This window comes from Mycolicibacterium mageritense, assembly GCF_010727475.1.
GTDB classification, from domain to species: Bacteria; Actinomycetota; Actinomycetes; order Mycobacteriales; family Mycobacteriaceae; genus Mycobacterium; species Mycobacterium mageritense.
The window spans coordinates 1,278,245-1,300,717 of record NZ_AP022567.1 but is presented as its reverse complement, the minus strand read 5'-3'; the positions used below and the strand labels follow the sequence as shown (position 1 = coordinate 1,300,717).

The 22,473-nt window shown below is 68.0% G+C and carries 25 protein-coding genes; 10 read left to right on the top strand and 15 right to left on the bottom strand.

Annotation, left to right across the window (positions count from 1 at the left end; translation table 11 throughout):
• Positions 1 to 16: 16 nt before the first annotated feature.
• The gene (locus G6N67_RS06395) at positions 17 to 814 is read right to left on the bottom strand and encodes a family 1 encapsulin nanocompartment shell protein (protein ID WP_036433538.1); all 798 of its coding nucleotides are present in this window, start codon (positions 812 to 814) and stop codon (positions 17 to 19) included.
• Complete coding sequence (locus tag G6N67_RS06390; RefSeq protein ID WP_036433539.1) at positions 811 to 1,839, bottom strand: Dyp-type peroxidase; 1,029 nt, start codon at positions 1,837 to 1,839, stop codon at positions 811 to 813. The genes G6N67_RS06395 and G6N67_RS06390 overlap by 4 nt, the downstream gene beginning before the upstream one ends.
• Before the next feature lie 49 nt (positions 1,840 to 1,888).
• On the opposite strand from G6N67_RS06390, the gene G6N67_RS06385 reads away from it, so the two are divergent.
• The gene (locus G6N67_RS06385) at positions 1,889 to 3,136 is read left to right on the top strand and encodes a M18 family aminopeptidase (RefSeq protein ID WP_036433540.1); all 1,248 of its coding nucleotides are present in this window, start codon (positions 1,889 to 1,891) and stop codon (positions 3,134 to 3,136) included.
• Here the strand turns inward: G6N67_RS06385 and G6N67_RS06380 are convergent.
• Positions 3,133 to 3,516, bottom strand: a complete 384-nt coding sequence (locus tag G6N67_RS06380; protein ID WP_036433541.1) for a nuclear transport factor 2 family protein — start codon at positions 3,514 to 3,516, stop codon at positions 3,133 to 3,135. The two genes, G6N67_RS06385 and G6N67_RS06380, sit on opposite strands and share 4 nt — an antisense overlap.
• Positions 3,517 to 3,595: 79 nt before the next feature.
• On the opposite strand from G6N67_RS06380, the gene G6N67_RS06375 reads away from it, so the two are divergent.
• Genes G6N67_RS06375 through G6N67_RS06355 form a run of 5 tightly spaced genes read left to right on the top strand, consistent with a single transcriptional unit; the run spans position 3,596 to position 9,810 of the window.
• The gene (locus tag G6N67_RS06375; RefSeq protein WP_036433542.1) at positions 3,596 to 3,943 is read left to right on the top strand and encodes a VOC family protein; all 348 of its coding nucleotides are present in this window, start codon (positions 3,596 to 3,598) and stop codon (positions 3,941 to 3,943) included.
• Positions 3,944 to 3,969: 26 nt separating this feature from the next.
• Positions 3,970 to 5,178 (top strand): cation:proton antiporter, encoded by a 1,209-nt coding sequence (locus G6N67_RS06370; RefSeq protein WP_036433543.1) that lies wholly within the window; start codon positions 3,970 to 3,972, stop codon positions 5,176 to 5,178.
• Entirely contained in the window at positions 5,175 to 7,469 is a 2,295-nt protein-coding gene (purL, locus tag G6N67_RS06365) for a phosphoribosylformylglycinamidine synthase subunit PurL (RefSeq protein WP_036433544.1), read from the top strand. Before G6N67_RS06370 ends, purL begins: the two co-directional genes overlap by 4 nt.
• Complete coding sequence (locus tag G6N67_RS06360; protein WP_036433545.1) at positions 7,466 to 9,193, top strand: alpha/beta hydrolase; 1,728 nt, start codon at positions 7,466 to 7,468, stop codon at positions 9,191 to 9,193. Before purL ends, G6N67_RS06360 begins: the two co-directional genes overlap by 4 nt.
• Entirely contained in the window at positions 9,193 to 9,810 is a 618-nt protein-coding gene (locus tag G6N67_RS06355; RefSeq protein WP_036433546.1) for an Rv0804 family intramembrane glutamic endopeptidase, read from the top strand. The genes G6N67_RS06360 and G6N67_RS06355 overlap by 1 nt, the downstream gene beginning before the upstream one ends.
• A gap of 6 nt (positions 9,811 to 9,816) precedes the next feature.
• On the opposite strand, the gene G6N67_RS06350 is transcribed toward G6N67_RS06355, so the two are convergent.
• Genes G6N67_RS06350 through G6N67_RS06340 form a run of 3 tightly spaced genes read right to left on the bottom strand, consistent with a single transcriptional unit; the run spans position 9,817 to position 11,953 of the window.
• Positions 9,817 to 10,263, bottom strand: a complete 447-nt coding sequence (locus tag G6N67_RS06350; protein WP_036433547.1) for a hypothetical protein — start codon at positions 10,261 to 10,263, stop codon at positions 9,817 to 9,819.
• A gap of 19 nt (positions 10,264 to 10,282) precedes the next feature.
• The gene (locus G6N67_RS06345; protein WP_036433548.1) at positions 10,283 to 10,705 is read right to left on the bottom strand and encodes a PPOX class F420-dependent oxidoreductase; all 423 of its coding nucleotides are present in this window, start codon (positions 10,703 to 10,705) and stop codon (positions 10,283 to 10,285) included.
• A gap of 39 nt (positions 10,706 to 10,744) precedes the next feature.
• Positions 10,745 to 11,953, bottom strand: coding sequence for an MCE family protein (locus G6N67_RS06340; RefSeq protein ID WP_036433549.1), 1,209 nt, complete (start codon positions 11,951 to 11,953; stop codon positions 10,745 to 10,747).
• Positions 11,954 to 11,969: 16 nt separating this feature from the next.
• On the opposite strand from G6N67_RS06340, the gene G6N67_RS06335 reads away from it, so the two are divergent.
• Positions 11,970 to 12,362, top strand: coding sequence for a sterol carrier family protein (locus G6N67_RS06335; RefSeq protein ID WP_036433550.1), 393 nt, complete (start codon positions 11,970 to 11,972; stop codon positions 12,360 to 12,362).
• Between the two features lies 1 nt (position 12,363).
• Here the strand turns inward: G6N67_RS06335 and G6N67_RS06330 are convergent, their stop codons facing one another.
• Positions 12,364 to 13,626 (bottom strand): hypothetical protein, encoded by a 1,263-nt coding sequence (locus G6N67_RS06330; RefSeq protein ID WP_036435733.1) that lies wholly within the window; start codon positions 13,624 to 13,626, stop codon positions 12,364 to 12,366.
• A 290-nt stretch (positions 13,627 to 13,916) separates the two neighbouring features.
• Between G6N67_RS06330 and purF the strand changes: the two genes are divergently transcribed.
• Positions 13,917 to 15,449, top strand: a complete 1,533-nt coding sequence (purF, locus tag G6N67_RS06325; protein ID WP_036433551.1) for an amidophosphoribosyltransferase — start codon at positions 13,917 to 13,919, stop codon at positions 15,447 to 15,449.
• A gap of 50 nt (positions 15,450 to 15,499) precedes the next feature.
• Positions 15,500 to 16,591, top strand: coding sequence for a phosphoribosylformylglycinamidine cyclo-ligase (purM, locus tag G6N67_RS06320; RefSeq protein ID WP_036433552.1), 1,092 nt, complete (start codon positions 15,500 to 15,502; stop codon positions 16,589 to 16,591).
• Positions 16,592 to 16,629: 38 nt separating this feature from the next.
• On the opposite strand, the gene G6N67_RS06315 is transcribed toward purM, so the two are convergent.
• Both G6N67_RS06315 and ygfZ read right to left on the bottom strand, forming a co-directional pair.
• Positions 16,630 to 16,803 (bottom strand): DUF3073 domain-containing protein, encoded by a 174-nt coding sequence (locus G6N67_RS06315; protein WP_073914304.1) that lies wholly within the window; start codon positions 16,801 to 16,803, stop codon positions 16,630 to 16,632.
• A gap of 140 nt (positions 16,804 to 16,943) precedes the next feature.
• The gene (ygfZ, locus tag G6N67_RS06310; RefSeq protein ID WP_036433553.1) at positions 16,944 to 18,032 is read right to left on the bottom strand and encodes a CAF17-like 4Fe-4S cluster assembly/insertion protein YgfZ; all 1,089 of its coding nucleotides are present in this window, start codon (positions 18,030 to 18,032) and stop codon (positions 16,944 to 16,946) included.
• A 64-nt stretch (positions 18,033 to 18,096) separates the two neighbouring features.
• On the opposite strand from ygfZ, the gene G6N67_RS06305 reads away from it, so the two are divergent.
• Positions 18,097 to 18,975, top strand: coding sequence for an aminodeoxychorismate lyase (locus G6N67_RS06305; RefSeq protein ID WP_036433554.1), 879 nt, complete (start codon positions 18,097 to 18,099; stop codon positions 18,973 to 18,975).
• A gap of 232 nt (positions 18,976 to 19,207) precedes the next feature.
• Here the strand turns inward: G6N67_RS06305 and G6N67_RS06300 are convergent, their stop codons facing one another.
• The 6 genes from G6N67_RS06300 to G6N67_RS06275 all read right to left on the bottom strand — a co-directional run bounded on the left by G6N67_RS06300 (position 19,208) and on the right by G6N67_RS06275 (position 22,470).
• Positions 19,208 to 19,603: a hypothetical protein gene (locus tag G6N67_RS06300; protein ID WP_036435735.1), complete on the bottom strand. Its 396-nt coding sequence runs from the start codon at positions 19,601 to 19,603 to the stop codon at positions 19,208 to 19,210.
• Between the two features lie 61 nt (positions 19,604 to 19,664).
• Positions 19,665 to 19,931: a hypothetical protein gene (locus G6N67_RS06295; protein ID WP_036433555.1), complete on the bottom strand. Its 267-nt coding sequence runs from the start codon at positions 19,929 to 19,931 to the stop codon at positions 19,665 to 19,667.
• Complete coding sequence (locus tag G6N67_RS06290) at positions 19,931 to 20,587, bottom strand: heme-binding beta-barrel domain-containing protein (RefSeq protein ID WP_036433556.1); 657 nt, start codon at positions 20,585 to 20,587, stop codon at positions 19,931 to 19,933. The genes G6N67_RS06295 and G6N67_RS06290 overlap by 1 nt, the downstream gene beginning before the upstream one ends.
• 238 nt (positions 20,588 to 20,825) lie before the next feature.
• Positions 20,826 to 21,128: a DUF1416 domain-containing protein gene (locus G6N67_RS06285; protein WP_036433557.1), complete on the bottom strand. Its 303-nt coding sequence runs from the start codon at positions 21,126 to 21,128 to the stop codon at positions 20,826 to 20,828.
• A gap of 1 nt (position 21,129) precedes the next feature.
• Complete coding sequence (locus tag G6N67_RS06280) at positions 21,130 to 21,966, bottom strand: sulfurtransferase (RefSeq protein ID WP_036433558.1); 837 nt, start codon at positions 21,964 to 21,966, stop codon at positions 21,130 to 21,132.
• A gap of 36 nt (positions 21,967 to 22,002) precedes the next feature.
• Positions 22,003 to 22,470 carry a DUF4395 domain-containing protein gene (locus G6N67_RS06275; protein ID WP_036433559.1) on the bottom strand — a complete coding sequence of 156 codons (468 nt, stop codon included), beginning with the start codon at positions 22,468 to 22,470 and terminating at the stop codon, positions 22,003 to 22,005.
• Positions 22,471 to 22,473 lie beyond the last annotated feature (3 nt).

The following is a 22,473-nucleotide window of genomic DNA, read 5'->3' as shown; positions in this document are numbered from 1 at the left end:
CCGGTGCTCCGGCTGCTCAGGCAGTGAGTGCGACCGAGGCCTCGGCCGTGTAGCACAGGAACGTCAGTGTCTCCTGCATGTACAGCTGGACACTCTCGGCGTCGTGTGACAGGTAGCCGATCGACACATCGGTCCCCAGGTGCAGGTCGAAATCCCCACCGCGGGTGGACAACACGAACGCGCCGTCGATCGCGGGCGCCCAGATGATGTCTCCGTCGACGAGCCGGCTGAGGTGCTCGCGGATCGGATATCCGTGTGCGGTGGTCTCACTGACCTTGGTGTAGGTCTCGGCCGACAGCAGCACCGAGTACGGGCCATCGACACCGGCCAGACGCAGCTCCGAAAGGGCTTGCGCGATCACGTCGGGAATCTCTCGGGCATCGTCGGGCAGGGCCAGCGCGGGGTTGGAGCTCGCGCTGCGGATGCCTTCGATCGAGGCGGCGCCGTAGCCCTCGAAGATCGCCCGATCCTCGACGAACGCAAGCTTCTTGGCGGCGTCCTTGACCGGATCCCAGTCGGAATCCTGTGCCCCACGCTCGACGTCGTCGATGGCGGTGCGCGACACCGTGAACGGCACCCGCAACCGCACCAGCGGCTGGCTGGCCCGCAGGTTGGCGTGCACACCGTCGGCGGGCGCGTCCACGTTCAGCAGGTGACCGGTGCTGACCGCGGCCTCGACCGGACCGCCGGGCCCCGTCACATCGACCACTCGGCGACCGGCGATGTGGCGCTTGAACGTCCGGGTCGCCTCGGTCTCGATCTCGGCCCATGCGGACTCGGTGATCGGGGCCAGCTCACGGTAGAGGTTGTTCATTGCGGTGTTCCTTTCAGACTGCCGATCGCCAACGAGCTGTCATCTGCGCGCACTGGAACCGGTTCCGGTTCGTCCTCCCGGTGCGCCGAAGTCGGAAGAGGTGGTGGATCATCCAGGAAGTCGATGGTGGGGCTGAAGAACAACCCGCCGGTGATGGCCGTCGAGAAGTCGAGGATGCGGTCGGTGTTCCCGGGCGGATCGCCGATGAACATGTTGTCGAGCATTCGCTCGGTGACGGTCGGGGTGCGGGAATATCCGATGTAGTACGTGCCGAATTCGCCCTTGCCGATCTCACCGAACGGCATGTTGTGCCGGATGATCTTCAGCTCGTTGCCGTCCTCGTCCTCGATGACGTTGAGGGCGACGTGTGAGTTCGCGGGCTTGACCGCATCCGGCATTTCGATGTCGTCGAGTTTGGTGCGTCCGATCACCCGCTCCTGCTCCTCGACCGACAGTGAGTTCCACGATGCCATGTCGTGCACGTACTTCTGCACGTGTACGTAGCAGCCGCCGGCGAAATCCGGATCCTCGTCACCGATCTGGGTTGCGTTGGTCGCGACGGGGCCGTTCGGGTTCTCGGTGCCGTCGACGAATCCGAGCAGATCCCGGTTGTCGAAGAACTTGAATCCGTGTACCTCGTCGACGATGGTGATCGCACCGGCCATCGCGTCGACCAGCTTGGTCGCGAGTTCGAAGCACACGTCCATCGACTCGGCACGCAGATGGAACAAAAGGTCTCCGGGCGTGGCAGGCGCGTGGTGGCGGGGGCCGTCGATCGCGATGAACGGATGTAATTCGGCGGGGCGCGGGCCGGAGAACAACCGGTCCCATGCGTCGGATCCGATCGACACGATCGCCGACAAATGCTTGGTCGGATCACGGAATCCGATCGCGCGTACCAGACCCGAGATATCGGCCAGCGCGTCGTGGACCGTCGCCTCCTCACCTTGCTTGATCGTCGACACCATGAACACGGCGGCAGGCGTCAACGGGGCCAGAATCGGCTGCGGCTGTAGTGCGGGCACATCAGGACCCTAACGCGGACCGGCCCGAAATCCAGGCCAAGATAGAGATATGGCAGCTAGCCCCCATGGTCTGTGTGAGTTCGTCGACGCGTCTCCATCCCCGTTCCACGTGTGCGCCACCGCTGCGCAACACCTGGTCCATGCCGGCTTCACCGAGCTGGACGAAACCGATGCATGGCCGTCCAGCGGCCGCTTCTTCACGGTGCGGGCGGGTTCGCTGGTGGCCTGGCATGGTGGCGCGGGGCCGTTTCGCATCGTCGGCGGCCACACCGACAGCCCCAACCTGCGCGTCAAGCAGCACCCGGACCGGGTCGTCGCCGGATGGCAGGTGGTGGCGTTGCAGCCCTACGGCGGCGCCTGGTTGAACTCGTGGCTCGACCGCGACCTCGGGATCAGCGGCAGGCTCTCGGTGCGCAGCGGAAACTCCGTCGAGCACCGCCTGGTTCGCGTCGACGATCCGATCCTGCGCGTGCCGCAACTGGCGATCCACCTCTCCGAGGACCGCAAGGGCGTGACCCCCGACCCGCAACGGCACGTCAACGCGGTGTGGGGCCTGGGCGAGCGGCCCCGGCCGTTCGTGGCTTTCGTGGCCGAGCGGGCCGGCGTCGCGGCGGCCGACGTGCTGGGGTTCGACCTCATGACGCACGACCTCGCGCCGTCCGCGGTCACGGGTGCAGACGGCGCGTTCGTCAGCGCGCCGCGGCTGGACAACCAGGCCACCTGCTACGCGGGCCTGGAGGCCTTCCTGGCCGCGGAGACCGACACGCACACCCCGGTGCTCGCGCTGTTCGACCACGAGGAGGTCGGTTCGACCTCCGACCACGGCGCGCAGTCCGAACTCCTGCCGACAGTCCTCGAGCGCATCGTCCTTGCCGCCGGCGGCAGCCGGGAGGACTACCTGCGCCGGGTCGCGGGGTCGATGGTGGCCTCGGGCGACATGGCGCACGCGACGCATCCCAACTATCCCGACCGCCACGAGCCCGGCCATCAGATCGCCCTCAACGGCGGCCCGGTGCTCAAGGTGCAGCCCAACCTGCGGTACGCCACCGATGGCCGCACCGCAGCGGCTTTCGCGCTGGCGTGCGATCAGGCCGGGGTGCCGTTGCAGCGCTACGAGCACCGCGCCGACCTGCCGTGCGGGTCGACGATCGGGCCCATGACATCGGCCCGCACCGGCATCCCGACCGTCGACGTCGGGGCCCCTCAGCTGGCCATGCATTCGGCACGGGAGTTCATGGGTGCCGACGACGTGGCCGCGTACTCGGCGGCGTTGCAGGCCTTCCTGGCGCCGGCCTAGAGTTCGTCGCGGTCGTAGCGGATGACGTTCTCGACCACCAGGCCGTCGCGGGTGCGGACCCGGTCGAGGCCGCGGATCGCGACCGGTCCGTCCGGGCCTGTGCCGCGGCCTACATAGTGCAGATAGACGAGCTCTTCGCCGGGCGCGTTGCCCGGAACGGTCGCGCTGTCGAGCAGCGTGACCGTGAGGTCGGGGATGGCGGCGACGAGTTCGGCGATCTTGCCGACGTAGGCAGGCAGCCCGCGTACCGGCGTGGGATCTCCGGGCCAGTAGCCGACGATGTCGGGGGCGAGCACGTCACCGACCCGGACCGGATCGGGTGCCGCCCAGAACGCCGCCCACAGCTCGGCGCTGAATGTTCTGTGCGTGGTGTCAGTCATGTGTTCAGCCTGCGGGGCGGACCTTCGCGGCTCAATTACGTGCGAGGTAGTTGTCGGTGGCCCGTCCTAGGGTCGAGGCATGACGCTCTCCGTGGAAATGATCACATTCGACTGCGCGGATCCCGACACGCTCGCCGGCTGGTGGGCACAGGCCGTCGACGGTTCGTTAAATGCTTTTGCGCCAGGCGAATTCGTCCTCGTGCAGCGGCCTGACGGCCCCAACCTCGGCTTCCAGCGGGTGCCCGATCCGACGCCGGGCAAGAACCGCGTGCACCTCGACTTCCATGCGGCCGACATGGAGGCCGAAGTGGCCCGGCTGGTCGGTTTGGGCGCCACCGAAACCGGCAGGCATGACTTCGGTGACGAGTTCCGTTGGGTGGTGCTGGCCGACCCGGCGGGCAACGCGTTCTGTATCGCCGGGGAGTAGCGCCCCCGGCTGGAAAGATCAGCCGCGTGCTGTTGTCGCTCCTTGCGGTTTCGGTCGTACTGGCTGCATGGTCACTGCTGTCGCGTGGGCTCGAGCGGCTGCGGTTGACCGCACCGATGGTGTTGGTGCTCGCCGGGGTCGCGGTGGGATTCACCACACAGGACGTCCTGGCAGTCACGCTGAACACCGACACCGCGCAGCACGCGGCCGAGATCATCCTCGCGGTGCTGCTGTTCGTCGACGCCACCGATGTGCGCGGCGGCTTCTTCGGCGCTGATCCTCGGTCGGCGCTGCGGATGCTGCTCATCGCGATGCCGATCGGCCTCGCGGTATCGGTGCTGCTGGGTCTGTGGTTGCTGCCCGGTCAGCCGTGGGCGGTGCTGCTGGTCATCGCGTGCGTGGTGATCCCGATCGACTTCGCGCCGGCATCGTCGCTGCTGCGCGATCCGCAGATCCCAGAACGCGTGCGCGGCCTGCTCAACGTCGAGGCCGGCTACAACGACGGCATCGTGTCACCGATCTTCCTGTTCGCCGTCACGTTGGCCGCCGACCACACGCATGCCGAGACCCCGCTCGACGCGCTGGGGCATGCCGTGCCGGAGGCCCTCAAGGCGCTCCTGGCGGGCGTTGTGGTCGGCGCAGGACTGGCGATGCTGACCAATGCGGCCGAACGGCACGAGCTCATGACGAGTCAGGCCAAACGGCTGATCCTGGTGACGGCACCGCTGCTGGCGTTCGGATCGAGCCTCGGCATCGGCGGCAACGGCTTCGTCTCGGCCTTCGTGTGCGGCATCGCGTTCAACTACTTTCGCTCGTCTGCCGGATTTCGCACCGAACTCGAGCTCGTCGACGATGTCGGATTCCTGCTCGCGGCCGTGATGTGGTTCGTGTTCGGCCTCACCGCAGTGGTGGCGCTCGGCTTCGGGGTACCGCTCGGGCTGGTGCTGTTCTGCCTGCTCGTGCTGACCGTTGCGCGAGTGGTCCCGGTACTGCTGGCCATGCTCGGCTCCCGCGTGAGCTGGCGGGAAAGGCTGCTGCTGGGCTGGTTGGGGCCCCGCGGGACGACGTCGATCGTGTTCGGTCTGCTGGCGTTCAACGCGCTGGAAGGGGTGGCCGAGCACACCGTGGCGTTGGTCATGGTGGTCGCGGTGCTGGGCAGCGTCGTCATCCACGGAGTCGGCGCACCCGCGGCTGTCCGCGCCTATCAACGATCACAAACTAAACTGGCTCCGTGACGTCTGAGCTCACCCACGACATCGACTCGGTGCAACGGGCAGCCGCTTCCCCCGACCATCCCCAGCCTTACCGCGAACTCGGCCTCAAGGACGACGAATACCAGCGGATCCGCGAGATCCTGGGCCGGCGCCCCACCGATGCCGAACTGGCGATGTACTCGGTGATGTGGAGCGAGCACTGCTCGTACAAGTCCTCCAAGGTGCATCTGCGCTACTTCGGCGAGACCACCACCGACGAGATGCGCGCCGGAATGCTGGCCGGCATCGGTGAGAACGCCGGTGTCGTCGACATCGGCGACGGTTGGGCCGTCACGTTCAAGGTCGAGTCCCACAACCACCCGTCCTACGTCGAGCCGTACCAGGGTGCGGCCACCGGCGTCGGCGGCATCGTCCGCGACATCATGGCCATGGGCGCCCGCCCCGTCGCGGTCATGGACCAGCTGCGGTTCGGGGCGGCCGACGCACCCGACACGCGCCGCGTGCTCGACGGCGTGGTGCGCGGCGTCGGCGGCTACGGCAACTCGCTTGGCCTGCCCAACATCGGCGGCGAGACAATCTTCGACCCGTCCTACGCAGGCAACCCCCTGGTCAACGCGCTGTGCGTGGGCGCGCTGCGCAAGGAGGATCTGCACCTCGCGTTCGCCTCGGGTACGGGCAACAAGATCATCCTGTTCGGCGCCCGTACGGGCCTCGACGGCATCGGCGGGGTCTCGGTGCTGGCCTCCGACACGTTCGGTGGCGACGAGACCGGCCCGGGCCGCAAGAAGCTGCCGAGCGTCCAGGTGGGCGACCCGTTCACCGAGAAGGTGCTCATCGAGTGTTGTCTCGAGCTGTACGCGGCCGGCCTGGTGGTCGGCATCCAGGATCTCGGCGGCGCGGGATTGTCCTGCGCCACATCTGAACTCGCGTCCGCGGGCGACGGCGGCATGCGCGTCGAGCTGGACACCGTGCCGCTGCGCGCCGCGAACATGACCCCGGCCGAGATCCTGTCGAGCGAATCGCAGGAACGCATGTGCGCCGTCGTCACCCCCGACAACGTCGAGAAGTTCATGGCGGTGTGCCGCAAGTGGGACGTGCTGGCCACCGTGATCGGTGAGGTCACCGAGGGCGACCGGTTGCAGATCACCTGGCACGGCGAGACCGTCGTCGACGTGCCGCCGCGCACCGTGGCCCACGAAGGTCCGGTGTACCAGCGCCCCGTGGCCCGGCCCGAGAGCCAGGACGCGTTGATCGCCGACACCTCGGCGAAGCTGCCGCGACCGCAGACCGGCGACGAGCTCAAAGCGACGCTGCTCGCGATGATCGGCAGCCCGCACCTGTGCAGCCGGGCGTTCATCACCGAGCAGTACGACCGCTACGTGCGCGGCAACACCGTGCTGGCCGAGCATGCCGACGGTGGTGTGCTGCGCATCGACGAGACCACCGGCCGCGGCATCGCGGTGTCCACCGACGCGTCGGGCCGCTACACCCAGCTCGACCCGTACACCGGTGCGCAGCTGGCACTGGCCGAGGCGTACCGCAATGTCGCGGTCACCGGAGCCACCCCCGTCGCGGTGACCAACTGCCTCAACTTCGGTTCTCCCGAGGATCCCGGCGTGATGTGGCAGTTCAGCCAGGCCGTCCGTGGTCTCGCTGACGGCTGTGCGGCCCTTGGCATTCCGGTCACCGGCGGCAACGTGAGCTTCTACAACCAGACCGGCACCACCGCGATCCTGCCGACCCCGGTGGTGGGCGTGCTCGGTGTGATCGACGACGTCAAGCGCCGCATCCCCACAGGTCTCGGCACCGAACCCGGCGAGACGCTGTTGCTGCTCGGCGACACCCACGACGAGTTCGACGGATCCATCTGGGCTCAGGTCACGGCCGACCACCTCGGTGGCGTGCCGCCCAAGGTCGACCTGGCCCGCGAGAAGCTGCTGGCCGAGGTGCTCACCGCGGCGTCGCGCGACGGGCTGGTCTCGGCGGCGCACGACCTCTCCGAGGGCGGGTTGATCCAGGCCGTGGTCGAGGCCGCGCTTGCGGGTGAAACCGGTTGCCGGGTAATCCTTCCCGAAGGTTCAGACCCGTTTGTCATGCTCTTCTCGGAGTCTGCGGGCCGTGTGCTGGTGGCGGTGCCGCGCACCGAGGAGAGCCGGTTCCGGTCGATGTGCGAGGCCAGGGGCCTGCCCGTGACCCGGATCGGTGTGACCGACCAGGGCAGCGACAGTGTCGAGGTCCAGGGCCAGTTCAGCATCACGCTGGAAGAGCTGCGGAGTACGTCGGAAGGCGTGCTGCCCGGTCTGTTCGGGTGAGGGTCGAAACCGAAAACGAACGCCACCCGTTACTGGTCTGGGCGTGGAGCCTGGTCCGCCTCGACTTCGTCGGCATCGCCGTCGGAGCGCTGTTCTTCTGCGTGTCGCTGACACCGTCGCTGCTGCCGCGGGACTGGTTGTTCGCCGGGCTGATCGGCGGCATCAACGCCGCCATCGGCTACGGCCTCGGGGTGTTGCTGGGAAAAGTGCTGCACCGCTTCGTCTTACGCAACCGTGCCTGGTGGCCGCCGCCGCGGCGCGTGCTGTACTGGCTCAAGACGCTCACCGTGACCGGATCGGCCACGGCGTGTGTGCTGATGCTCATCCCCGCGGCGGCCTGGCAACGGCAGGTGTCTGCCCTCATGGGCATCGAAGGCCCCGCCACCCTCGGGTACCTGCGCACCGTGATCATCGCGATCGCGGTCGGCGGTGCCCTGATCGCCACCGCCCGCGTACTGCGTGATGCGGTACGGCTCCTGGCGCGCCTTTTCATCCGGCGCTGGCACCTGCACCGCGAGGTCGCGCAGTTCATCGGCACCGCCATCGTGGTCGTGCTGGTGGTCACGCTCGTCAACGGTGTGCTCTACCGCGGCTTCCTGGCCGGTGCCAGCCGAGTGTTCCAGCCGCAGAACACCACCACCCGTGAAGGCGTCAGCCAGCCGACTGAATTCGAAAGATCCGGCAGCCCAGAGTCTTTCGCGCCGTGGGACACTCTCGGGTTTCAGGGCAGAAACTTCGTGGCGGCCGGGCCGAGCGCCGAAGAGCTGGCACAGATCAACGGCAGGCCCGCCAAGGAACCGATCCGGGTGTACGCCGGGCTGCAGACCGCTGACACCGATGAACAACGAATCGCGGTGGTACTCAGCGAACTTCAGCGCACCCACGCATTCGACCGCAAAGTGCTTGTGATCGTGCCGACGACCGGCACCGGCTGGGTCAACCCCGTGGCGGCCCGCGCGTTGGAACTGATCTACAACGGTGACTCCGCAATGGTCGGCATGCAGTATTCCTATCTGCCGAGCTGGATTTCGTTCTTGGGCGACCGGGAGAAGTCGATGAACTCGGGGCGCATGATGATCAACGCGATCCATGCGCGCTGGGAGCAACTGCCGCCCGAACACCGTCCGGAACTGCTGCTCTACGGAGAGAGTCTGGGCTCGATGGCCGGGCAGGCCGCGTTCGGCTGGCTGCCGGACATTGCGCGGATGGGTTTCACCGGCGTGCTGTGGGTGGGCCCGCCCTACGCCAGCCAGCTCTGGCGCGGTCTGACCGTCCGGCGTGATCCGGGCACACCCGAAGTGCAGCCCCGTTACGACAACGGCCGCACTGTGCGGTTCTCCAATGCCGTCGACGCCGGCGAGATAGCCAGTGACACCGACCAACCGTGGGAAGGCACGCGGGTGCTGTTCCTGCAGCATCCGTCGGACCCGATCATCTGGTGGTCGACGGATCTGCTGTTCTCCCGCCCGGACTGGTTGGTGGAACCGCCCGCCGGTGACCGCACCGCCTCCATGCGGTGGTATCCGATCATCACGTTCTGGCAGGTCGCCGCCGACATCACGAATGCGTCGAGCGTGCCCGCCGGACACGGGCACAACTACGGCGAATCGATGCTCGACGGGTGGGTCGCGGTGGCGCCGCCCGACGGCTGGACACGCGACGACACCGAGCGTGTCCGCATCGCATTGCAGAAGACCGCGGCCGAGGATGGCCCCGAAAACTGATGCGCACCAATCGGATACGTGCGTTGACCATGGCGGCCGCCGTGGTGGCGTGGAACGGCCTGGTGGATCCGAGACTGCCCGCGCGATGGCAGCCGCTGCTGCGGGCGGCGTTGGGCGGCGCGCTGGTGGTGATCATTCAGCCCGGGTTGGGCCTGCGCCCTCCCGCGCTGCGGTCGGGTGTGCGACTCGGGGCGGCGGTGGCGAGCACGGTCGCGGCCGGTGTCGCGGCGACGACCGCGATCCCGGCTGTCCGCGCCGCGATGCGTCAGCGCCAACTGCCGACGGCGCCGGCGCACTGGGTGCTGCTGCGGATCCCGGTCGGCACGGTGTGGCCGGAAGAGGCGGTGTTCCGCGGGGCCCTGCGACACCTGGCGGCCGACGCGTTCGGTCCGGCCGCGGGCCGCATGCTGCAGGCGTCGGCGTTCGGCCTGTCCCACATCGCCGACGCACGGGCGGCGGGCGCACCCATCGTCGGGACGGTGCTGGTCACCGGGGTGGCCGGGTGGCTGTTCGGTTGGCTCGCCGAGCGCTCGGGCAGCGTCGCCGCACCGATGCTGGCACACCTGGCGATCAACGAGGCCGGCGCGCTGGCCGTGCTGGCCGCGCAACGCCGCTGACGGCTCTCAGGCGTCCATGAGTTGCTGGATCTCGGCAGGAACCGTGCCGCGGGTGTCCGGCGTCAGCGCGGTCTTGGTCCACCGGCCGTCGGGTTGTCGATCCACGTAGGCGGTGCCGACATCGCCTGAGAGCAGCCACAATTGGTCCCCGTCGGAAAGCCACGTGATGCCGATGCCGTGGCGCGTGCTGTAGGCGTGATCGTCGCGGAACACCTCGGTGCCGGTGCCGTCGATGATGGTCGCCACCCACGTCTCGACCCCGTTCTGCACTGGACCGTTGTCGACCACGACGGTGTAGCCGCCCGACGGCGAAACCTTCGGCGCGCCTGGTTTGGCGAAGCGATCCGCGACAGGGTCAGGTCCGAGCAACCCGCACCCGGCCAGCACGACGGCCAGCGCAGCCAGCACGGCGATCGACCCGGTCGCGGCTCTGCCCCGCAGGCTTCCCCCCACGGTTCGATCGTAGAGCGGATCAGACTTTTCGGATATCGGGAATGAGTTGGTGCGGTTCGGATTCCTGGTCGTCGATGCCGAAGCTGATGATCTTGCGCGGGGTCACGCGGATGATCGCGGTGTCGAGTTCATCGCCTGCCGCGCCGACCGCCGCGGGCACCTCGGCCTGTTCGGCCGTGCCGCGAACCTCCAGGCAGCGGACCCGCCAGGGGTTGCGTGAGGTGATGTCATCGACCACGAATGCGACCTTGTCGTTGGTCGCGATGTTGCGGAACTTCTGACTTTGCGACATCCGGTAGCCGGCGATGTCGATGGTGCCGAGCTCCTCGTTGAGCGTGAACCCGACCGGGCTGTTCTGCGGCGTCCCGTCGGGCTGGATGGTGGCCAGCCGGCCCAGGTCGGCGTTGCGCAGGAACTCGATTTCGTGCGGTTTGAACGTCATACCGTCAACGTAGAACCTGAACAATTGTTGATGTCAACGTCACGGGTTGATCGTGTGCTCGCCGATCTGGCGGCCCCACACGTAGTCGACGAACATCGGTGAGCCGAACTCGAAGTGGTTGTAGGGCGCGATCGACAATCCGGTGTCCATGACCAGGTAAGGCGCGGGCCACAGGTCGCGGGTGATCTTCTGCCAGCAACCCGGCCGGCCCTCCGGACCGCCCTTGGCGTTCACCCTGGGCAGGTTGTCGGGATACACGAAGGCGTTGGCCGAGCCGATGCTGTAGAGCGTGCCGGAGGAGGCCAGCGAGTAGCCGTTGTCCCCGCCGAGCGCCTCGTTCAGCTCAGGTGCGACGTCGTGGTAGTTGCGGATGGTGCAGAAGATCATCCCGCGGTAGTCGTCGAGCAGCTTCGACGTCGGGAGCAGATCCTGCGCGCCGCGTTCGAGGTACGGGCCGCCGCGCTCGATGATGTCGGCACCTGTGTCGGAGAACCCGATCGCCGACATCAGGGCCGCGTCGATGTTCTTGCGCTCGGCGTTGAACGTCGCGGCACTGCGCACCGCGTCGCTCAGTCCGTCGAACAGGTCCGGCCCGGCCTGGCTGTACACGTCGCCGAGGTCGGCCAGCGCGGAGACATCCTGACGCAGTTGCGGCAGGCGAGGATTGAGATCGTCGAGGATGGTGTTGCCGTCGGTCAGCGATCCACCGAACTTGTCGCCCAATCCGGTCAACGCCTGCGCGGCCGCGGTGAGGGTCTCGTTCAGCTTGATCGGATCCACCTGTTCGCTGATCTCGGTGATGGTCTGGAAAAGGCTGTTGAACTCCGTCGTCACGCCCGTCACGTCGATCGGGGTGACCGTGGAAACCCGCTCCCGAGTTGGGGTTTGCGGTGAGCGAAAGGCCACGTACTTGTTGCCGAACACCGTGGTGGCCTGAATCGTGGTCTCGACGTTGGCGGGCAGCAGGCTCAGGTACTGCGGTTTGATGTCGAGCAGCACCCTGGCCCGCAGGCCTTGGCTGTCGTCGGAGCCGACACCCGCGACGCGTCCGATCGGCACGCCGTTGTACGTCACCTTCGAGCCGGGATCCAGCACCAACCCGGCGCGCGCCGCCAGCAGCGTCAGCTGTGTGCGCGGTTCGAACGTGCCCCGGAACTGCAGGATGATCAGCGCGAACACCAGCAGGAGGACCGCCGCGAACACCGCACCGGCCGCCTTGTACGGCGGATTGTGGCGATCGGCAAACACTTTGAGACACTAAGGTATGGCAGCGCGTCGTAGTGCCGATCCGGCGAAGACCCGCACCGCCGTGTCGGCCGTGGAGGCCTGGCTGCGTGACGAGGACGCCCCCGAGCCGGGCCGTGCCGAGCTGGCCGAGGCCGTGCGGCTGACCGCCCGCACCCTGGCCGCGCTCGCGCCGGGAGCCAGCGTGGAGGTCAGGGTGCCGCCGTTCGTTGCCGTGCAATGCATCCCGGGCCCACGCCACACCCGCGGCAATCCACCGAACGTCGTCGAAACAGATCCGCGCACGTGGTTGCTGCTGGCGACCGGCCTCGTCGACATCACTGCCGCCGCCGGGGCGGTGCAGATGTCGGGCTCACGCGCCGCGGAGATCGCCAAGTGGTTGCCGCTGGTTCCGCTGGGGCAGCCGGACTGAGCTAGCGGAAGTACGGGTACTCCTGAACCCAGTTGAAGCCGCGGCTGCGCAGCGTGAAACCGTCGGCATCGACGTGCTCCAGCGACATCTGTACCGCACGACCCTCGAGGTGCCCGGCCAACGTCAGCCGCTGAGGTGCGGGCCGCGTCACCGTCAGATCGGCCAGCGGGGCGCCGTCGGGCGCCGACAACGCGATCGAGTCCATGCCGATCTTGGCCGGCGCGTCGACCAACTCGCCGTTCATCCGTTGGTAGGTGACCGAGTCAGGTGCCTCGAAAACGACCCGCTGCCAACGCGTCTGATCGGTGGTCAACGGCGGCACCGGCTTGCCGTCGACCCTGAACTCGGTGACTGCCCAGATGCCGTAATGCTCGGGTTTGGCGCGGCCGCCACCGTATTCGTGCCAGACCTGCCAGCTGTCGAAGATGCAGCCGATCATCACCCAGATCCCCAGCGCGACCTGCACCGTCGCGGCGATCCGGTTGGCCCGGGCTCCGGTGAACAGCGTGGGCTGGCTCACGGGCTCCGACGGCCGTTGCAACACAAAGATATTCGTGAGCCGTCCGACTTGCGGTGCCAGCAGCACCAGGCTCATCAGCAGCAGATGGCCCGACAGGATCTTGACCGGCACGTCGAAGGTCATGTTCAGCAGGAACACCTGGGCCATGCTGATCAGCCCGACCAGGGCACCCAGTGTCGCGAGACGCGGCACGAACATCAGCACGCCGGCGAGCACCTCGACGGCACCCAGCGCCATCTCGTACGGCGTCGAGCTGCCCACCTGCAGCCACAACACCGACGCCGGGCTGAGATTGCCGTACGGCTGCAGCAACGCCGTCAACGGCGGGGCAGGCATCTGGGCCGGGATCAGCTTGGCGAACCCGTAGAAGAACATCTGCCCGGCCACGCACAGCCGGAGGAAGGTCAGGAACCAGGCCCACAATCGCGTGTACTCCGCGCGTTCGCGATCCAATACCGACCAGACAGCGGTGGCAACGACCGCCACCACGAGCAGGCAGAACACCATCACCCAGATCGCGGCCTGGTCGCCGCTGCCCGAATCGCGGTGCAACACGACGTCGGTGCCGAACACCACGCGCCCGACCCAGCCGAGCACCGGCTCGAGCAGCGTCATCTGCCACATCACCGCCCGCTCGGGCAACCACCGGCCGACGATCCCGGCGAACGCGAACGTGATCTGTGCGAACAACAGGCAGAACAATCCGAAGTAGACGAACGAGAATCGGAATGCGATTTTCGTCACTCCGGACCACCGCTGTGGGGAGGGTTCGGGGCACGGATCGGCGGTCGGTTTCTCCGACAGTTGCGTCGTCACAAACCCATCGTGGCGTCCGAGATGTGGTGGGTCGATGGGGTTATCCCGCCACATCGGGGTACGGCTGGCCACACCGGCCGGGCACCGGCGGAAATGCGATCGGCGGGCCGGCTGTTGCAAATCTGCGGTACCAGACCGGCCATTCGATTCCGTGGTAGGCCCACCTGGACCGTAGACTCGCTCATGTCACCAACCGCCGCCCCGGGAGCAGCCCTATCGTGACCGATCAGGAACTCGTCGAAAACGAACCCCGCGAAGAGTGCGGCGTATTCGGAGTCTGGGCGCCCGGCGAGGACGTCGCCAAGCTCACCTACTACGGCCTCTACGCGCTGCAGCACCGTGGTCAGGAAGCCGCGGGCATCGCGGTCACCGACGGTTCGCAGATCCTGGTGTTCAAGGATCTCGGCCTGGTCAGCCAGGTTTTCGACGAGCAGACCCTGGCCGCCATGCCGGGCCACGTCGCCGTCGGCCACTGCCGCTACTCGACCACCGGCTCCACCACGTGGGAGAACGCACAACCCGTGTTCCGCAACACCTCGGCGGGGACCGGTGTTGCGCTCGGCCACAACGGCAACCTGGTCAACACCGCCGAACTTGCCGGCCGGGCGCGCGAAGCGGGTCTGATCGACATGAAGGGCGCGCCTGCCGCCACGACGGATTCCGACATCTTGGGCGCGCTGCTCGCCCACGGTGCCGCCGACGCCACGCTCGAGCAGGCCGCACTCGACCTGTTGCCGACCGTGCGTGGCGCGTTCTGCCTGACCTTCATGGACGAGAACACGCTGTACGCCGCGCGCGACCCGCACGGCGTGCGGCCCCTGTCGCTGGGCCGGCTGGATCGCGGCTGGGTGGTCGCGTCCGAGACCGCCGCCCTCGACATCGTCGGCGCCTCGTTCGTGCGCGACATCGAGCCCGGTGAGCTGCTCGCGATCGACGCCGACGGCGTCCGGTCCACCCGCTTCGCCAACCCCGAGCCCAAGGGCTGCGTCTTCGAGTACGTGTACCTGGCGCGCCCCGACAGCACTCTGGTGGGCCGTTCGGTGCACGCCACGCGTGTCGACATCGGCAGAAGGCTGGCCCGGGAGCATCCGATCGACGCCGACCTGGTGATCGGCGTGCCGGAATCGGGCACGCCCGCGGCCGTCGGCTATGCGCAGGAATCCGGCATCCCGTTCGGTCAGGGCCTGATGAAGAACGCCTACGTGGGCCGCACCTTCATCCAGCCCTCGCAGACCATCCGGCAGCTCGGCATCCGGCTCAAGCTCAACCCGTTGCGTGAGGTCATCCGGGGCAAGCGGCTCATCGTCGTCGACGATTCGATCGTGCGCGGCAACACCCAGCGTGCCCTGATCCGCATGCTGCGCGAAGCCGGCGCCGTCGAGGTCCACGTGCGCATCGCCTCGCCGCCGGTCAAGTGGCCGTGCTTCTACGGCATCGACTTCGCGACGCCGGCCGAGCTGATCGCCAACGCCGCGCCCCAGGAACACGAGGGCGAGATGCTCGAGGCCGTCCGGCACGCCATCGGCGCCGACACCCTCGGTTACATCTCGCAGCAGGGCATGATCGCGGCCACCGAACAACCCGCGACCCGGTTGTGCTCGGCGTGCTTCGACGGCAACTACCCGATCGAACTGCCGGGTGAGAACGCGCTCGGCAAGAACGTCATCGAGCACATGCTGGCCACCGCCGCACGGTCCGGCATCCCGCTGCAGGCCGAGAACGACAACGCGTCCGCCCTGCGCAGGCCTTAACGCCTCCTGCGCTGTACCGGCCCATCGGCGGGACGGTAGCCTTACTTGCGATGACTAAAGGCGCCGCACAGCACGGCATCGCCGAACAAAAGGGCATTTCGTATGCATCGGCCGGGGTGGACATCGAAGCCGGTGACCGCGCCGTCGAATTGTTCAAACCACTCGCCGCGAAGGCGACCCGACCCGAGGTTCGCGGCGGCCTGGGCGGGTTCGCAGGCCTGTTCGCGTTACGCGGCGGATATCGCGAGCCGGTCCTCGCCTCGTCGACCGACGGGGTGGGCACCAAGCTCGCGGTCGCCCAGGCCATGGACAAGCACGACACCGTGGGCCTCGACCTGGTCGCCATGGTGGTCGACGACCTTGTGGTGTGCGGGGCCGAGCCGCTGTTCCTGCAGGACTACATCGCCGTGGGACGCACGGTCCCCGAACGCGTCAGCGCCATCGTGTCCGGCATCGCCGACGGTTGTGTGCTGGCCGGCTGCGCGCTGCTGGGCGGGGAGACCGCCGAGCATCCTGGCCTGATGGAGCCCGACCACTACGACATCTCCGCGACCGGCGTGGGTGTCGTCGAAGCCGACGACGTGCTGGGGCCCGACCGCGTCAAGCCGGGCGACGTGATCATCGCCATGGCGTCCAGCGGGCTGCACTCCAACGGCTACTCGCTGGCGCGGCACGTGCTGCTCGAGATCGACCACATGAACCTGGCCGGCCACGTCGAGGAGTTCGGCCGCACGCTCGGTGAAGAGCTGCTGGAGCCGACGCGCATCTACGCCAAGGACTGCCTGGCGCTGGCCGCCGAAACGCAGATCCGGACGTTCTGCCACGTCACGGGTGGTGGCCTCGCAGGCAACCTCGAACGCGTCATCCCGCACGGACTGACCGCGGAACTGGATCGGGGTACCTGGACGCCCGCACCGGTGTTTCAGATGATCGCCCAGCGCGGCCGGATCGAGCGGGCCGAGATGGAGAAGACGTTCAACATGGGCGTCGGCATGGTCGCGGTTGTTGCTCCCGAGGACACCGACCGTGCACTGGCCATCCTGACCGCCCGCCATCTGAACTGCTGGACGCTGGGCACCGTCAAGAAGGGCGGCGGTGACTCCCTGCGCGCCCAGCTCGTCGGCCGTCACCCGAGGTTCTAGGGCTTCCTGGGGAAGCCCCCGCGGGGACGCTGGTCAGCTCAACGCCGCCAGTCGTCCTCGTTCGCCCACTCGTCAGCGTCGTCGTTGACATCCTCGGCATCGGGAGCTCCCGACAACTCACGCTGGAGTTGGGTGAAATCGGTCTGCGGTGAGCTGTACTTGAGCTCACGTGCAACCTTGGTCTGCTTTGCCTTAGCCCGGCCGCGGCCCATGGGGGGACCCCCTCGCGCAATAACGGAGCGGCCCAATTGCTAGGCGGCTCCGATCTGAGTGTCTTTATTGTCCTGCCAACACTTTACCGTGCCCGGCGGCGAAGTGCTGCCAGGCCCTACCCCGGAGTAGGTGATGTACCTCAACCCGCGCCGCGGCGCAGCCGCTCCACGGCCAGGCGTCCGGCGCCCGCGCTGTCCTCGGGTGGCATGGAGTCGGGGTCGATCGCCGCAGGTACCGCGGCTTCCCCGCCCGTCACCAGCTCAGTGTCCACCGGCAGACCCCGCTTGAGCAGCGCCAATGCGATCGGACCTTCGTCGACGTGGTCGACGACCGTGCCGATGCGGCCCACCGTGCGTCCACCGGCGGTCACCGGGTCGCCGGTCGCCGGCCGCTGCTCCGAACCGCCGTCCAGGTGCAGCAGCACCAGCATGCGCGGCGGCTTGCCGAGGTTGTGGACCCGCGCGACGGTCTCCTGGCCGCGATAGCAGCCTTTGTCGAGGTGCACGGCGGTACCGATCCAGCCCACCTCGTGCGGGATGGTGCGTTCGTCGGTGTCCACCCCGAGGCGGGGTCGCTGCGCCGCCACCCGCTGCGCCTCGTACGTCCAGACCCCGGCCGGCTGCACCCCGGCCGCGGTCAGCCGATTCGTCCAGTCGCCGACGTGCTCGCGGGGGACCACGAGGGCCAGCTCGGTGGTTTCGGACGGCATCCGCCGGACGAAGCCGCCGCCGGGCAGCGCGACGGCCGACAGTTCGGCGGGCAGGCTGTCCAGCCCGAGGGCGGTCAGCACCGGGGTGCCGTCGAGCGCGGGGCCCAGCAGTGACAGCACTGCCAGGTCAGCGGGCTCGACCGTCACCTCGGCCCAGAACACCATCTTGCGCAGGTACGTCAGCAGCGGCTCGGCGCGCCACGGCTCGGTGTCGAGGTACGTGACGCCGTCGAGTTCGGTCTGGATCCAGTGATCTTCGACGCGGCCCTGCAGATCGAGGCTCAGATTCTCGGTGACGGCGCCGTCCGGAAGGGCACTCACATGCTGGCTGGAGATGTTGTGCAACCAGCTCTGCCGGTCCTTGCCCGTCAACGTGAGCACGGCCCGGTGGGAACGGTCGACCCAGACCGCGTCGTGCGCCGCCGCGCGCTGTTCACCCAGCGGATCGCCGTAGTGCCACACCGCGCCGGCGTCGGGACCAGGATCGGGTGCGGGAACGGCGGGCGGAACGACAGGCATGAGTCAACTCTACGGTCGCTCTCCGGGTAAGCGGCTCGTGTGCCCGCGGCTACGCTGAGTCCCCATGGCGAGCCAACCGGCAGTGCTGATCACCCTCGACGGTCAGTTCCACGATCCGAATGCACCCCTGCTCCACGGTGACGAGCTGGGAGCGGTGCGCGGCGACGGCATCTTCGAAACCCTGCTGATTCGTGACGGTCGTCCGTGCCTGCTCGAAGCTCATCTGGCGCGGTTGACCCACTCGGCCGCGATGCTTGATCTGCCGGCACCGGATCTGGCTGCCTGGCGCGCCGCGGTCGCGGCCGGTGCGCAGCGCTGGACGGCCGGTCACACCGGTGACGGGGTATTGCGCTTGGTCTACACGCGCGGCCGGGAAAGTGGTGGACCGCCGACGTCGTTCGCGACCATCGGCGCGCTGGCCGACCGCGTGGCGGGCGCACGGCGTGACGGCGTCGCCGCCGTGACGCTGGACCGCGGCCTGCCCGCCGACGCGGCCGAGTTGCCGTGGCTGCTGGCCGGGGCCAAGACGCTGTCCTATGCGGTGAACATGGCCGCGCTGCGACACGCCGACCGGCTCGGCGCGGGCGACGTCGTCTTCGTCAGCTCCGACGGTTTCGTGTTGGAAGGGCCCCGCTCGACCGTGGTGATCGCGGTCGAGGGCGACGACGGTGAGCCGGTGTTGCTGACCCCGCCGCCGTGGTACCCGATCCTGCGGGGCACCACCCAGCAGGCGTTGTTCGAAGTCGCGCGCAGCAAGGGCTACGACTGCGATTACCGCGCCCTTCGGCCCGCCGATCTTTTTGCCGCACAAGGGGTTTGGTTGATCTCCAGCATCACGCTGGCTGCTCGGGTGCACACCCTGGACGGCCGGCGGCTGCCCGACGCCCCGCTGGCCGCCGAGATCACCGGCCTGGTCGACGCCGCGATTGTCAGCGATCGCTGAGAGAAAATCGCTTGTCGGTCCCTGGACACGCGAGTACGGTCGCTCGTACACAGGGAAGGAGGTGGTCCGACAAATTGATTGATTTATGGACATGTGAGGTGGCTGCCCGCTAGCAGCGCCAGGGTGAATTGCCTGCGCGCGCTGGCGAATTCCCCGCAGCCACCCGGCCCCCGAGCCCCTCGGTCAGTCCAACCAAGGAACCAAGGCTCGGGGGCCGCTTCATGTCTGCGGGCTATTGCGGCGGTGTGGGTGCCAGTGACGCGCACGCCTTCTGCGCAGTCTCCCAGGCGTTTTGGTCGACTCCGGGTGGTGCGGGCGGAGTCGCGCCATCGAGCGGCGGCGCGCCCTCAGGCGGAGCGCCGGGTGGCGGCGCACCCTCGGGTGGCGGCCCGGGCGGGTGCTGGCCGAACCCGCCGGGTGGCGCGGGCATGCCCTGCTCCACGAGGCACTGGGTGTACGCGTCGGGCGCTTCCGCAGCCACGGAACCGGACGTGGATGTCGTGGACGACGTGGTCGACGTGGCTGCGGACGGCGCCTCTTCCTTCGCCGATTCGGCCGACGAACACGACGCCACCGAGCCGATCAGGGCGAACGCCGCGAGGCCCGCGACCGTGGATCGAACAATCATGTGCTTCACACCGGTGACCGTAAGCGGGCCGGATGAGCCGCCGATTGTTGCCGGCTATGCGTCAGCTGTGTGACGAGTCTTCGGGCCCGGGCGCCAGCGTCGAACATGCCTGCATGGCCTGCTGCCAGGTCTGCGGGTCGACCCCTGGTGGCGCGCCCGCGACCGGGCCGGGCGCCGACGGCACGCCGTGCTCGGACAGGCAGTGCGCGAACGAGCCGTGCTCGGCGGGAGCCGGAGAAGCGGGCGCCGGCTCGGACTCGCCCGACGAGCAGGCGCCGAGGGCCAGCGCCGCGGCGGCCGCTGCCACCGCGAACCCGATGCGCCGCATCAGCCGACAAACCTCGACAGCCGGGCGGACAGGTGCGGCACCAGGCCGCCGTCCGCGTCGACGCGTTCCTCGACATAAGCCAGGTCGCCGCCCTCGACGATGCCGTAGAGCCGCTTGGCGCCACCGACCAGAATCCCCGAGCGACTGCGTGCCAGCGCATCGGTCGCCAGCTCCCAGGACGCCTGGTTGAGCGGCTGGCCGTAGAACAACTCGACATAGCCCGCGGAGTGCGCGAGCAGCAGTTCGATGGCCTGGGTCTCGGACGGATCCGCGGGATCGTTCACAAAGCGCCAGTAGCCGGTTTCGCGCAAGCTGGGTGATGCGTAGTCACCCGATTCGTCGAGCCGCCAGGACCGGGCTTCCCAGTTCAGGTAATCACCACCGTCGTGGGACACCACGATCTGCTGACCGAACCGGTAGTCGCCGTCGGCGTCGCGCCCCTCACCCTCGCCGCGCCAAACCCCCACCAACGGCAGCAGTGCCAGCAGCGCATCGTTGAGGTTGACCCCGTCGCGCAGATTAGCTGTATCCGCGGGCAGCGGCAGGTCTTGGAATGCCGGAACGTTGCGCGCTCCGGTTTCCTTGGCGCGCTCGGCCGCGTCGGCCACGGCCCGGTCACCCGAGCCCCGTTCAGGGACGTCCCCGGTGGACGTCACGACTCGTCGGTGACGAGGCGGTACAGCGCGTACAACGCGAACCACGTGATGACCACGACGGCCGCGACGAGCATGATCTCGAAGAACAGCACCACGGCAAGCAGTCTAGCGGTGGTGGCGGTGTGACCTGTACCGCACCGGGCAACTCCCCGGACGTCGTCGAACTCGGGGACGCCCTCGAAGCAGAAAGCACCCGGGTATCGATGCTCGATCGATACCCGGGTGCCAACAGGCGTCGCTAGGCGACCTTGACGTCGACCTCGTGGATGCCCGCGCCGGTCGGTGCCACGCTGGCGTCGCCGTTGCCCGCGGGGGACAGGGCGCGCAGCGTCCAGGTGCCCGGGGCGGCGAAGAACCGGAAATCGCCGGTCGCCGAGGCCACGACCTCTGCGGTGAACTCGTCACTGGCGTCCAGCAGGCGCACGAACGCACCGCCGACCGCCTGGCCCGAACCGTCGACCACACGACCGGTGATGACGGTTTCCTTCTCCAGGTCGACGCCGGCGGGCAATGTCAGACCTTGCTTAGGTGCAGAGCACATATCAACTTCCCAACTCGATCGGGGCACCCACGAGGGAGCCGTATTCCGTCCAACTGCCGTCGTAGTTCTTGACGTTCTGGTGTCCGAGCAGCTCCTGCAGCACGAACCAGGTGTGCGAGGACCGCTCACCGATCCGGCAGTACGCGATGGTCTCCTTCTCGCCGTCCAGGCCGGCCTCGGCGTACAGCTTGGCCAGCTCCTCGTCGGACTTGAAGGTGCCGTCCTCGTTGGCTGCCTTGCTCCACGGAACGTTGATGGCGCCGGGGATATGCCCGGGCCGCTGGCTCTGCTCCTGCGGCAGGTGCGCCGGGGCCAGGATCTTGCCGGAGAACTCGTCGGGCGAACGCACGTCGACCAGGTTCTTCTCGCCGATCGCGGCGATGACCTCGTCGCGGAAGGCGCGGATGTTGTTGTCGGGCGCCTTGGCCGAGTACGACGTCGCCGGGCGGCTGACGGCGTCGGTGACCAGTGGGCGGCCGTCGAGCTGCCAGCGCTTGCGGCCGCCGTCGAGCAGCTTGACGTCGTTGTGGCCGTACAGCTTGAAGTACCAGTAGGCGTATGCCGCGAACCAGTTGTTGTTGCCGCCGTAGAGGATCACGGTGTCGTCATTGCTGATTCCCTTGTCACTCAACAGCTTCGAGAACTGCTGCTGGTCGACGAAGTCACGCTTGACGGCATCCTGCAGGTCGGTCTTCCAGTCCAGCTTGACGGCGCCGGGGATGTGGCCCTCGTCGTCGTAGGCGCTGGTGTTCTCGTCGACCTCGACGAACACCACGCCGGCAGTGTCGAGATTGTTCCCGGCCCACTCGGTGGAGACCAGGACGTCGGAACGTGCCATGTACGAATTCCTTTCGATTGCTTGAGATTTGAGGTATCAGGCGGGACTGGGTGTACGACGGAACCTCGTGACGAGCGGGTAGATCTGGCAGCCGAGGCAGATGCCGAAAGCGGCGTTGAGGAAGGCCGCGACCAATGCGAATGCGGTGGCGGTCAGGCCGAGTGCCGTGACACCGAACGCGAATCCGGCCGCCCCGACGACGGCGAAGAGGAATCCGACGAGCTGGGCGAATTTCAACGGCGGCACGGGTTCGCGTTCGGTCACGGGACCGAGCCGCGGAGCCACCAGCGTGGCGAACAGCCGTCCGTAGGGGTGCCTGCGGGGACCGCCGACGGCGCCTATCGCGAACACGACGGCCTGGGCGGCCAGCAGCGCGGCCGCGGCGGCGCTACTGACGCCGGAGACCAGCAGCGTGACGATCAAGACTGCGGTGGTCACCCATGCGGTGAAGCGGGGACCGCGCACGTCGGCCTGCGCGGATGCCGCTGTTTTTGCAACTGACATGGA